This is a genomic window from Alkalicoccus chagannorensis DSM 18086, from assembly GCF_000429725.1.
GTDB classification, from domain to species: domain Bacteria; phylum Bacillota; class Bacilli; order Bacillales; family Salisediminibacteriaceae; genus Alkalicoccus; species Alkalicoccus chagannorensis.
This window is the reverse complement of record NZ_AUCK01000014.1, coordinates 26,290-38,935: the sequence shown is the minus strand read 5'-3', so window position 1 is coordinate 38,935 and position 12,646 is coordinate 26,290. Positions and strand designations below refer to the sequence as shown.

Genomic DNA, 12,646 nt, shown 5'->3' with positions numbered 1-12,646 from the left:
GCGTCGCTGCAGGATTACAAAGGGAAGAACAGAGTGTTTGTTCTTCCCTAACAGCTAGAATGACGAATCAATCAGAGAGCCCGTCCTCCGTGGACGGGCTCTCTGTTTTTTAGGGACATGACTGCCTTCGCCGGCCGGGCCCTTCTTCCCCAAAGGGCTGTACTAGAGCACCCGCTTCATGACGCCCGGCGCACGGCCGTCCACCGTCTGAAATCCGGCAGCGGCAAACATGTCCTCCGTTTTTTGGCGGAACACCGTGTTGCCAAGGTCCGGCAGCACGGTCACGGCATCTACCTGCAGATCGGTCAGCGAATCCACCACGTCCTCGACAAACCATGTACCACGGCCGCGGCCGCGTACCGCCTCTTCAACATGCACCCGGCCGATGACCGCCACGGTACCCGTGTGGTGCATGTCTTTTTCCAGATGGAAGGCACGTACGGCTTCCACTACGTCATCCGAGACGTGAGCCGCTGCCTCAACCATGCCGACATGCCGGCGCATCGACGGAGGAAATAAAAAGATGGATGCCTCCCCGCAGTAGACGTCCTGATCTCCGCTGCTCTCAAACAGCCTCGTCAGACACTGGGAATAGCCAAGTTCCGGTAATTTCGTAATATAAAAGTCGGTCCATAAATGACGGTTCATAAGACATCATCCTCTCTGAGTAATAAATGTACAAAAGTTGGAAATATGGTACAATACAGAAAAATGACAGGGAGGCTGACCCATGTACAACCATGTGCTCTACACGCCTTTTTTCCACGAATCTGTTCCTCTGGATGAAAAAGAACTGCTCGACTCTTTCACAGAAGAAATCCACCTAGCCAGAGAACAAGTCCTGTATTTCGAAGGAGATCATGGAGACAGCATGTACGTTGTCCGCTCAGGAACACTGAAAATTTTCCGCGAGTATCATGGCGTACAGATGGTTCTCGGGCACCAGTTCCCCGGGGAGGCCGTCGGTGAGCTCGAAGTTTTCCATTACAGCAGTGTGAGAACCGCCTCGGTTGCAGCTATCGAAGAAACGGTCGTCTGGCGGCTGCCTGCACCGGAAATGCGTTCCATCGCTTTCCGCTATCCCGGCCTTCTGTATAAGACCGTCTACATTCTGAGTGAGCGACTCACGCAGGCGGACCGAAAAATCGAATACCTCGCCTTCTACGATGTCCGGATCCGGACTGCCAACCTGCTGCTCGATCTCCTCACCAACTTTGGTGTCCGGACGGAGAAAGGCATCCGTATCGGCTGGAAGCTGACACACCAGCATGCCGCAGCCATGATCGGTGCATCCAGGGAATCTGTGAGCCGGGCACTCCGGGAACTGCAGATGGAAGGCGTTATTGAGCTGCACAAACGGACGGTCTACATATTAGATGAAGAGCGCCTGAAAGAAGAGGCTGACACTTCCAATGGTATTTCGCACGACCGGGCCTGGCACCGCACCCAGTCCTACCTGGACCACAAAAATGAATAGACTTTGTATCCTCTACGAAATACCCGGTGTTGTCTTCAAATTGTAGCATAGGAAATGAATGTTATTCAGTGACCCAGCTCACAAAAGGTAAGTACAAACATTTTTTTCTTCCACAGGATGGGAATCTGATGTGCAGAAAACCCCTTTCTCCCGGGATGAAAGCTCGACTTCTTGAGGAGAACGTTTCTTTTCGGCGTCATGAAAAAAGTCGTTCCTGCCTCCTTCCTCCCTTTCCTTAGTATGGTACAATCGTTTCATATCGATACGTTTGAAGGGGGAATTTGTATGTTGTATCTACTTACGGCTCTGATCGGTGCGGCCGCAGGGGCCCTGATCTACCACTTCGTGCAGCAGCGGAAGCATCAGCACATCAAAAACATGCTGAAAAAAGCAGCAGACGGAGATTTTATGCATGGTCTTCAGCACCAGACCAGCGGATCGGAAACACTCGCGTACATACAGCAGTTGAACGAGAGCCAGAAAAAAACGTTCGAAGAAATGGTCATCGCTTCCCTCCGGACGTCGGAAATGGCGGGAAAACTGACCTCGTTTATGAAAGATAATCATGAGCGCATGGAAGAGGCCGGCCGCGAAGTCAGTGGGCTGGCGGAAAGCACGGACACCTATGCGTCGGCATTTCAGGACGTCCAGTCCAACGTCAACGGCACCGCTGCCGCCATCGAACATGTGATGGAGAGCGCAGCTACGACGGGGGCCGCAGCTGAACAGAATGCAGCGGATGCATCCGCTGTCCGGACAAACATCGAGACGTCGGTTGAAACCGTGAAAAAAATGGGCACAGAAGCGGCAGCGATGAAACAGCAGATTGAAGACGTGCAGCAGGCAGCTGCCCAGATCGTCTCCTTCACCAAGGTGATCGAAGACATTGCCAACCAGACGAACCTGCTCGCCTTGAACGCCAGCATTGAAGCCTCCCGGGCCGGAGAAGCCGGGAAAGGGTTTGCGGTTGTCGCCGATGAAATCCGGAAACTATCGGAAGGAACCTCCAACTCCCTGTCCCAAATCAACGATGCCGTTTCGAATGTCACCGGGGCTCTCGACGGCGCTGCCGAACAGACCAACGTGAACGAAACGCTCGCCTCCCAGGTGCAGGAAGAAGTCTTTCTAGCAGCAGACGCCATCTCCGCGATCGCTGAGCAGGCCGGCACAGCCCGCGAAGAGATGGCCGGAATGAATGACACGCTGCAGTTGATGCGGACCGAACTGCTGCAGATGAATGACGAAATGCAGACACTCGAAGAAAAAACAGGCAGAAACAAAGAACAGGTGCAGCGGGTGCGCCGGACATTTGATCAAGTGGAAGAAGAGATGAACGGCCTGCAGACTTCCGTACAGGATCTAGAGGAAGTCAGCTCCCACGTCTACGCCTTCGTTTCCGACCAGAGTATCCACGTCGTTCTGGAGAATCAGCTGGAGCTGCTGAAAGAACAAGTCGATGCGTCCCATACGCCAGAGCAGGCTTCGGCCCTCGCCGGCAGGCTCGGCACCGGTAATTTCCAGATTCTCGATTCCTCGGGCACCGTCGTCTGCGCAACAGAACAAGAGGCCCTCGGACTGAATTTGTTCGAGCTGTTCCCGCCGTATCAAACGTTTGCAGAAGATGGCAGCCGGCAGAAAATCTTCACACCGATTGTCACCCGCCTGGACGGATACTACGGGAAATTCGCCGCTGTCAAACAAGGCGATCTGATCATTATCGTTGAATACGCGTTTAACATTCAAGGAGATAAACCAGCAGACACAGCCGCCTGACTGCACCAGGTGCTTTCTCCAGCAGACACCCGCGCCGCTAAAAAAACGGCGGGCAGCGCGCGGAGCCGCCGCCCTCTTCTAATAAAAACGTTCCTAAGAACAAAAGCTCAAAGCGCCTTTTGGTCGGAACGGCGTGCGGAAGCGCTGCAAGCCTTTTGAGGGAAGAAGACGTTTTTGTTTCTTACCGAGCAGCGCATGAAGCCGCCGTCCCCTGTATGAAAACTTTTACTTTCTTATACTTTGAAAAAAGCACGCCGGAAGCATCTCTGCTTCCGGCGTGCTGTCGTATCAGAACTGTATAGAAACATAGACAGGAATGCCTTTCTTACTGCTGCTGTTGACTCATCTTCTCCACCTGTTCTTTAGAAAAAGGACCCGCCAGCGGGAATTCGAACCATTGTCCCTGGTAAGCTTTGATCATGCAGACAATCCATACAATGAGAGCTACCGGTGTCAATAGTGCTGCGAGAAGCCATCCGAGAAGCGGAATGAATCCAAGCACCGTGCTGAGAACAAAGAAGGCGACGGAGAGCACAATGGACTGCATCGCATGGTAACGGACAAACTTGTTGTCTTTTTCAAGAAACAAGAAGATCAGTCCCGTGATGAAACCAAGCACGTAGGCAAGTACTGCGGCGACATTCTGCGTCAGGCCCGAACTAGTGGTCTGCTCCTGCGGCTGATGCGGCTGCTTATCGGTCATGATAAACCTCCTCCTTCATCTAAACATAGTCCAATGCATTGATTTTATTATAGCATTTTTGAAAAGTATATAAAATCAGAATTTTCTGCAAAATTAGTCCGCCATACGAATATTTCGATAGACTGAACGTCATAAGTGATAAAAGAACCAGGATAAACGTTATTTATCTTGCTTATTTATACAAATGGGAGGGAATTATCGCGTCGTAAGCGGATGTATCTTCTTCCCCACCCCTAAGATGAGTCTATTTGACTAATTTTCTTCTTTATTATGCAGGGCGGTGTCTGACGTCGACAGTTGCGCCTTACTGCAGGTTCGCTGCGGAAAGCATAGGCTTTTTACGCTTTCAGAGCAGCTATCCGCTCCTTTACATTCTGATCCATCGGTTTAAAATCCAAAACCCGCGCCGGAAGCAGATACTTCCGACGCGGGTTGTTCTTTCATTCATTTAGTTTTCGTAGTAAATAGGTGCACCAGGTCCGAGATCGACGCCGAGCAGGATCCAGACGACGAGCATAATGATCCAGGTGATCGTAAAGAAGATCGTATACGGGAACATGACGGAAATCATCGTCCCTATGCCCATCTTCTTATCATACCGCTGCGCGAACGCGATGATGATCGCAAAATACGTCATGAGCGGCGTGATAATATTTGTTGTCGAGTCGGCGATCCGGTAGGCCATCTGTGTGACTTCCGGGGAATATCCCATCTGCATCATGACAGGGACGAAAATCGGTGCCATCATCGCCCATTTGGCCGATGCACTTCCGATGAAGAGATTGATGAAGCCGGCCACAAAGATGAACGCAATCAGCAGCGGTATTCCACGCAGGCCGCTGGCATCGAGTGCTTCTGCGCCGTAAACCCCGATGACGATGCCCATGTTCGTTTCGGCAAAGTAGGCAACAAACTGCCCCGCAGTGAAGGCGAGGACGATAAACATCCCCATCGCCGCCATCGTTTCGGAAAGTTTGTTTGCTACATCCTTATCATTCGTAATGTCCTTCGTCACAATCCCGTATACGAGTCCCGGAAGGAAGAAGAGAATCGCGATAATCGGCACGATGCCATCCATGAACGGAGACTGAATCACGCCGCCGTCATCGGCACGCAGCACACCCTGCTCCGGCACGACAAGCGCGGCGACAATGGCAAGGCCGGCCGCAACGGAGAGGCCGGACCACAGCAGTCCTTTTTTCTCCACCCCACTCAAGCCGTTCAGATCCTCAGTGTAGTCTCCTTCATACTTTCCGAGACGGGGCTCCACAATTTTTTCCGTCACGAAAGCGCCGACCAGCGTCAGCAGAAAGACGGACACGATGATGAAGTAATAGTTCATGAGGATGTTCATGCCTTCGGCGTACGTCTGATCCATCATCGCCGCAGCGGAAATGGTCAGTTCCGCGAGCAGCGGATCCGTCGCAGACACGAGCAGATTGGCACTGAACCCGGCAGAAACTCCGGCAAACGCAGCGGCCAGTCCGGCCAGTGGATGACGGCCGAGCGCAGCAAAGATAACAGCACCGAGCGGCGGCAGTACGACGTAACCAGCGTCGGATGCCACGCTCGACATAATGCCGGCGAAAACGAGCCCGGCTGTGATGAGTGCTTTCGGAATCGACAGAACAAAACCGCGCAGACACGCACTGATCAACCCAGTCCGCTCTGCCAGACCGATCCCGAGCATCGTTGCGAGAACCACACCGAGCGGCGCAAAACCGATGAAGTTATCTACCATGCTCGTGAGCATGTACTGAATGCCTTCCCGGTCGAGAAGACTTGTAACGGCAACTACCTCTCCTTCCTCTCCCGGATGTTCAACCTCGATCCCGACAGCCGAGATCACTGCAGACAATCCGATCACAAGCAGCGTCAAAATCGCAAACAGCGTGACCGGATGCGGCAGACGGTTCCCTGTTTTCTCGATCCCATCGAGAAACCGCTGAAAAAAACCATGACGTTTTCTTTCCATATGTAGGATCCTCCTTTTTTCAGATCGCTCTGTTCAAGCTCCTATTGTTTGGCGTGTCTGCGGCTTCTTTCTTGAAGAACCGCCCGACACCAGCAGGCGCCTGTAAACCGAGTATGCAGCTGACGCCACTTCCGAACAGACGTTAACAGAACGTGTAAACTGGCAGCCTACACGGTAGTATAGCGCTTACGCGTGCAAAAAGGAAGAAAAAGTAAAATAGTGAGAATGATGGGAAATTTCAGTCTAAAAAAGACTTTTAGAGGATATAATGGATAATAATGGATATTTTTAAGCCGAAAGAAATATCACACCGCAAAGACGCTGTAGACGGTTGTTTTCAGCTGTGTCCCCCTGTGCGCGGAGTTCGCATGGAAGAGGTGGCCATCGGCCGAAACGACATACGCCGACTTGCAATGGAAGCCCGCACTTCTTGCTGTAAGCGCAGGGAACGGAGCTGCCGTCTTCCTCGCTGCGATGAAGTGGGACAAAAGGTTATCTGTTTTCTATGCCAGTGACAAGCTGGCCGTTCTTCGCCCCTGCCGCTGGTCCGGCAGAAACCTGGTCGACTCGACAGGCAAAGCATGTCGCCCGGGCCCTCCAACCTCGTCGCCCCGCGGCAAAAGGCCGTCGCCCCGGAGAAAAAGCCCGCCAGACGGATCAAACCCCGCCACACGAGGCAAGAGGTACGTCGAGGTATGCATGAGGCCCTGTCGACTCACACCGAAACCCCGCCATCACGCAGCACCTTCCTCCTATCTGCAGAAGAAATGCAGCTCGGAACGGGAAGCCGCTGCAGGCGGTTAACGGGAAAGAGGCGTGTGTCCTTTGCAGCGGAAGCAGCCGCCGTCTTCTTGTATGAAAACTTATACATTCCTATACTTCAAAAAAGACCCGCCGGAAAACCGGCGGGTCTGGCGGAACTATGCAAAGAAATCGATATTTCCGCCGAGATACGGCTGCGCATTCTGCTGCGCTGCCTGCATCTCCTGCTGGCGCATGCGCTGATCTTCCCAAGAGCGTTCACTCTGCTCCTGCTGCTCTTCGTTCTGCGCATCCGGAGCCTGGTCAGTCTGATCAACGACCTGGCCCGGCTGTACTCCAGCACGCTCCACCTGCTGTTGCTGCTGATGAAGCTCGGAGATTTGGTGCTGCGTCTGCATTTGATTTGCTGCATGTGACATGCGGCCAAGATCCACAGTCCGCACCTCCTTTCTACGGGATAGAATCCCGCTACTTTCTTATCGGCTTCTTTTCCCTTCTCTTCTACCTATTACACCTACTTTCTTTCAAAATCCAGCACAAGTATCAACAGGAAGAAACTTCTCTGCATTCGCCGTGGAATGGATTCCGATCAAAAGGGCGGTACGGCGTGCGGACCAGGTTTTTGAAGGGAAGAAAGGATTCTTCCCGCGCAGCGCGCGACGTCGTCTCTCTCTCAATAAACCATCTCCAGCTTATCGCCCAAAGAACTTTCTGCCTTCTTTCCACCGCTACTCCGATCTGCTTCAAACGAACAGGCACTTCCCGCTCTTTAAACATCGGCCTTTTCCTGCAGGTTTCTTCATGCTCCCTCCCGCAGGCAGCGTAGTCCCCGGCTTCATGCAGGGGGCGGCGCGTCTATGTCCGTCCTCCCTCTATGTTTTCAAGAGGAGATGCAGCGCCTGGCCTCGGTCGGGCTTCTCTTTTCCAGAGATGTGGGCAAATGTGAGAAAAACATCGAATGCTATTTTTTTTGATAAAAAACAGAGGAAAATTCAGCGGGATAAGAGAGCGCTTTCCCGCTGATTTCGCAGTACGAAGCGGTAAAAACGATGTACCAAAGCACCAGACGTAAATTATGTAACAATGTAAAAAACAGGGTGTGTACGTTTGAACATCCAGCCAAATGGCAATACCCGAAGTAGAGTTCAAATTAAAGGAGGAACTATTTCCATGAAAAAAACACTACAAATTTCCGCAGTATCTACACTTCTCGCAGCAGGCGTACTCGCAGGCTGTGGCGATAACGAGAACATGAATAACGACGGCCTGAATGACAACGGTGGCGTCGACAACGTCGAGAACGACCCAATGAACGATGATGACAACATGGACAACAACATGAACAACGACCTTAACAATGACGATAACATGATGAACGACGATGATGATGACGATGACGACATGATGAACGACGATGACGATGATGATGACGACCTCATGAACGACGACGATGACGATGATGACGACGACCTCATGAACGACGATGACGACGACGACGACGATTATTAATTAGGAAGCACCAGCAGCGGAGGATGTTCCTCCGCTGCTTTTTTTATAGTATAGGAATGTATAAGTGTTCATACAAGAAGACGTCGGCTTCATACGCTGCACGGGAAGATAGAAGCCCTCTTTCTTTTCTCGAACGCCAGCGGTTCAGGCCGTTCCGATCAAAAGTCGCTCTGCTTTTGTTCTCTGCATATAAAAAGGCCGTCCCTCCCGCTGGCAGAGGAACGGCCTTCTCTCTATGACGAAACGCGCCGGAAGAATCGCTTCCGGCGCGTTGCTGCTCCTCCTGCCCGGCCGCGTGCAGCCGGACCCTTCTCTGAGGATTCTTTGCTATTCGTGATGCCCCGATTTTTCTGCTTCCGCCGTTTCTGACTCCAGCACGTGGAGGTATTGGAGGAAACTTGAGACGTTATGCTGGGTAAAATCATTGCGCACGGTATAGTGGACCAGGCTCTCCCGGAGCGCCCCGATCAGAAGCGGCTGATACGGAAAATGATGTACCGTCGCTTCCGTATACTGCATCTGCATCTGAAACGCCACCGCTAGTGCCATCGACTCGCGGCAGCGGCTCATCAGCTCCTTTTTCCCATGCCTTGCTGCCAGCTGCCAGAGAGCGCCGGTTCCTTCCGTCCTGCAGGCTGTCGGCGTCGACCTCGGCGGGCCTTTCATCCGGCTCGAACCGACCCACGATTCCTGCACGCCTTCGATCCGCTGCGCCTGAAAAATCGCTTCGCCAATCAGCTCGGCATGCGCGACGTACTTGTCGTTCGGCCGCAGGGCCTCCAGCTCATTGAGCGCATACAGCAGCCAGTGGTCATGGGCGATCGTGTGGATCGACTTGCCTTTATCTCTCCGGTCAATCAAATACGACGCCTCGCGTTCCGCCGCATCCAGCCAGCCTTCCCGGCCATCGAGCTGGTGCAGGCGGATCAGGCCGAGCATCGCCTCTCCCGGATAATACCCCGATTCGAAATCCGCTTTCTCGCCCGTCTCCGCATTCATCTTATGCACCGCAAACCGGCCCGTCTCATCCTGGGTGCCAAGAATCCACGAAGCCAGATCCTGCATGAGCGGGACATAGCGGCGGTCGTTCTTCACTTCCGTCCACTTGGCCATTGCAACAAGCGCCAGCCCATTTCCCCCGAGCTTCACTGCATTGTTATGCACGAGTGCCTGCTGCCCCTCGCTGCCTACCGGCTGGATCTGTTGTTCGAGAAAATGGAGTGCTTTCCCGGCCTGAGCGAGCAGCGTCTCCCCTCCGGTCCGCTCATATAATTCCAGCATCGCATACACCGTACCGGCGTGCCGGAGCATGTTGTATCCGCGTGCTTTTTCCCGGGTCGCCGGGTTCCATTCATACAGAATACGGCCGTCCCTGCTTACCGCCTCGGAAAAATAATGATCTCCCGCGCGGCGGGCCGCCGCCTCTACCACTTCCGGGGAAGGAACGGGCCGTTCACCGAGACGCACGACGCCGCGGTCGTGGACAAACCACGACTCGCACGTGACGACCTCGACGTCCTCCTGCTCTTCCACGAAGAGCTCCCGGAGCATCTCCTCCGATACCGAAGACGAGGCGGTAAGCGCCCGCTCGACCCGGTCCGGATGCCACATGTGGTTCTCGGCAATCCCGAAGGCTTCTATCTCTCCGGGGAACAGCGTCATCGTTTCTCCGATGATCAAAGCATCCGTGCCGACTTCGATGCGCAGTTTTGCCCCCGGGCGCAGGATCGTGCCGAGGCTGCGCCTCGATACCGGCACATCCACGCGCAGGCCTTTGCCCGGAAACGCCGCAGACGCTTCGTCCAGACGAACAGCCGGCCGGATGCCATCACTGACGGACAGAAAAAGTTCTTTTTCCGGCAGATCCGGCTGCGGCGCACCTGCTTCGGTAAACCACTGCCAAAGCTGCTGGAGATGACTTTCCTGCAGCCGGTTCATAGCTCCATATACGCTTCGAACGTGTCATCAATCGCCCGGCGCCACGCCTTAACGGCCGGGACGAACGTAAACTGAGCGATTTCTGCCGCCTTCGGCTGGTCCTTTTCTTCGTAGGCGTCGACGAGCTGACCGAGCGCCCGCTGCAGTTCGAACGCCTGCTGCTCGATTTCCGGCATCACGTCGATCTCACGACGGATCGGCTCCATCGACTCCTGTACCGTCGCGAAGGCACTTACGACGTCTTCCAGCAGGTACGCGGTCTGTTCAATCTCGGTTTCCAGCAGCAGCCGCTGAATATGCTCTGCGGCTTTTTCGACTGTTTCTGCAATCTGCATGCACTGCTGCATCACGGGAATTGTTTTTTCCATTTCGATCACTACCCTTCTATGTACGTACTGCTTCTATCATACAGACAATGACAGCTCCTGCACAAGAAAACACCTGCTTTTGTGCTCCTGCAGATTTCGATGTGCGAGCAGGCTTCGGCCTGGGCAAGGGGAGGACCCCGCCGCACAGCAGAATCCCCCGCCGGAAGGAACGTCCTTCTGACGGGGGATTCTGTCTTTCGATCGATGCAGCGGTGACTTATTCCATGCCGCCGGAAGCCGGGTCATATTCTTCCCGATTCATCTGAATAACCCCTTCGGCGATGTTGGAAGCGTGGTCTCCAATCCGCTCCAGGTTGCTCAGCATGTCGAGGAAGACCATGCCGCTCGCGCCGGAGCAGATGCCTGCATTCATGCGCTGGACGTGGGATTTACGTCCTTCTTTTTCGAGATAATCAATCTGTCCTTCGAGTTCGAGCACTTTCATCGCTGCTTCGAGATCCTGCTTTTCGAGTGCTTCGAGTGCTTGACCGAACGCCTCGGACGTAACGGAAATCATGTGTTCCAGCTCTTTTGTTCCTTCTTCGGAGAAGTTGATTTTATGCGCAATCGAGTACTCGGAGAGCTCCATCAAGTTTTCACAGTGGTCCCCGACGCGTTCAATATCGGTCACGTTATGCATCAGCAGGGAATTCATCGACGACTGCTGCTGGTTCAACGAACGCACCCCGATTTTCGTCAAGTAATCGACGATTTCGTGGTTCAGGTCGTTGATGATTTCTTCTTTTCGTATCGTGCGCTCGCCTTCTTTGGCATCGTTTTTCAGCAGCATGTTCGTGGAATGGACGACGTTCTCTTTCGCGAGTGTCCCCATGTGTACCACTTCCTGACGGGCCTTCTCGAGGGCAAACGTCGGCTGCTGGATCAAGGCCGGGTTCAAGTACTGCGGGCCGTGCTGGATGATATCATCTTCTCCACGGATGACTTTCGTTGCAAGAATGGCATACAGCCCGATCAGCGGGAACTGCAGCAGCACGTTGACGGAGTTGAACAGGCCGTGCGCGTAGGCAATTTCACGGGCGATGTCCCCGCCGAAGTTCGCAGACATCCAGACGACAACAGCCTGGACGATCGGCAGAATAATAAGGAACATAATCGTGCCTGTCACATTGAAAATCACGTGAATCATCGCGGCACGCTTGGCAGCAACGGTCGCACCGATGGAAGCAAGCACGGCCGTGATCGTCGTCCCGATGTTATCCCCAAAGAGGATCGGAAGCGCCTGCTCCAGCGTTACGAGGCCATCGACGGCCATCGTCTGCAGCACCCCGATTGCCCCGGTTGAGCTCTGGATCAGCATCGTAAAGCCGGTTCCTGCCAGCACCCCGAGCAGCGGATTCTGCCCGAGCGTCGCCATCATATCAACAAATGCGGGAACGTCCCGGAACGGATACAGCCCCTCGGACATCGTGTTCAGCCCAAGGAAAATCATCCCGAAACCGAAAATGACCTGGCCGATGTTGTTAATTCGTTTTTTATTAAAGAAGAAAATCAGGATCATGCCCGCAAACAAAATCGGCAGCGCGTAGTCACCGATTTTAAAGGAAATCATAAACGCGGTCGCGGTCGTACCTAGGTTTGCGCCGAGCAGCATCGGAATGGCACGCCGGAAGCTGAGCAGCCCCGCGTTGACGAGTCCGATGATCATGACGGTCGAACCGGTGGATGTCTGCAGCAGCATCGTGACCAGCATCCCCGCAAAAATACCGCGGACAGAGCTGTTCGTCGCCGCCTCCAGGATTTTTCGTAATTTCTCGCCGGCTGTCTTCTGCAGCCCGTCACTCATATATTTGATTCCAAAGAGGAACACCCCGAGTCCCCCGAGGAATAAAAACAACATCGCCTGTACATCCATGAATGATCATCTCTCCCATGTTTCAGCTTTTTTTGACAACATGGCTAACCTTACCATCGGATTGTAAACATCTTGTTGTACGAATATTAATTTTTTGTAAAGATTGTCGCTTTTGTTGCGGATAGGGGACAAAAAGATGGAAATGAAAAGGGGGGATCCCGCGGGAAGGGGCGGTACAGAGGAAGAAGGCCGGGAGCAGACGGCCGTATGCTGGGGAGGTATGTAAAAAAGAAAAGACCAAATGCACGAAGGGCATTTGGTCAGAAGT

The 12,646-nt window shown here is 53.5% G+C and carries 10 protein-coding genes; 3 read left to right on the top strand and 7 right to left on the bottom strand.

What is annotated here, in order from left to right; translation table 11 throughout:
- Positions 1 to 162 precede the first annotated feature (162 nt).
- Entirely contained in the window at positions 163 to 648 is a 486-nt protein-coding gene (locus G477_RS0109115) for a hypothetical protein (RefSeq protein ID WP_026697688.1), read from the bottom strand.
- Positions 649 to 730: 82 nt separating this feature from the next.
- Here G477_RS0109115 and G477_RS0109110 point away from each other — a divergent pair, with 82 nt between their 5' ends.
- Both G477_RS0109110 and G477_RS0109100 read left to right on the top strand, forming a co-directional pair.
- A complete protein-coding gene (locus G477_RS0109110; RefSeq protein ID WP_026697687.1) occupies positions 731 to 1,477 on the top strand; it encodes a Crp/Fnr family transcriptional regulator in 747 nt (248 codons plus the stop codon).
- Positions 1,478 to 1,762: 285 nt separating this feature from the next.
- A complete protein-coding gene (locus tag G477_RS0109100; protein WP_026697686.1) occupies positions 1,763 to 3,250 on the top strand; it encodes a methyl-accepting chemotaxis protein in 1,488 nt (495 codons plus the stop codon).
- Positions 3,251 to 3,575: 325 nt separating this feature from the next.
- Here G477_RS0109100 and G477_RS0109095 read toward each other — a convergent pair whose 3' ends face one another.
- From G477_RS0109095 to G477_RS0109085, 3 genes are all read right to left on the bottom strand, one after another.
- Entirely contained in the window at positions 3,576 to 3,953 is a 378-nt protein-coding gene (locus G477_RS0109095) for a DUF4870 domain-containing protein (RefSeq protein WP_026697685.1), read from the bottom strand.
- Positions 3,954 to 4,401: 448 nt separating this feature from the next.
- The gene (locus G477_RS0109090) at positions 4,402 to 5,928 is read right to left on the bottom strand and encodes an AbgT family transporter (protein WP_026697684.1); all 1,527 of its coding nucleotides are present in this window, start codon (positions 5,926 to 5,928) and stop codon (positions 4,402 to 4,404) included.
- A gap of 920 nt (positions 5,929 to 6,848) precedes the next feature.
- Complete coding sequence (locus G477_RS0109085) at positions 6,849 to 7,124, bottom strand: hypothetical protein (protein ID WP_026697683.1); 276 nt, start codon at positions 7,122 to 7,124, stop codon at positions 6,849 to 6,851.
- Positions 7,125 to 7,860: 736 nt separating this feature from the next.
- Here G477_RS0109085 and G477_RS21200 point away from each other — a divergent pair.
- Entirely contained in the window at positions 7,861 to 8,199 is a 339-nt protein-coding gene (locus tag G477_RS21200) for a hypothetical protein (protein ID WP_026697681.1), read from the top strand.
- A 327-nt stretch (positions 8,200 to 8,526) separates the two neighbouring features.
- On the opposite strand, the gene G477_RS0109065 is transcribed toward G477_RS21200, so the two are convergent.
- The 3 genes from G477_RS0109065 to G477_RS0109055 form a co-directional block, all read right to left on the bottom strand.
- Positions 8,527 to 10,137 carry a glycoside hydrolase family 88 protein gene (locus tag G477_RS0109065; protein WP_026697680.1) on the bottom strand — a complete coding sequence of 537 codons (1,611 nt, stop codon included), beginning with the start codon at positions 10,135 to 10,137 and terminating at the stop codon, positions 8,527 to 8,529.
- On the bottom strand, positions 10,134 to 10,505 hold the full coding sequence (locus G477_RS0109060; protein WP_026697679.1) for a DUF8042 domain-containing protein: 372 nt from the start codon (positions 10,503 to 10,505) through the stop codon (positions 10,134 to 10,136). Before G477_RS0109060 ends, G477_RS0109065 begins: the two co-directional genes overlap by 4 nt.
- A 217-nt stretch (positions 10,506 to 10,722) precedes the next feature.
- Positions 10,723 to 12,363, bottom strand: a complete 1,641-nt coding sequence (locus G477_RS0109055) for a Na/Pi cotransporter family protein (RefSeq protein WP_245575451.1) — start codon at positions 12,361 to 12,363, stop codon at positions 10,723 to 10,725.
- Between the last annotated feature and the right edge of the window lie 283 nt (positions 12,364 to 12,646).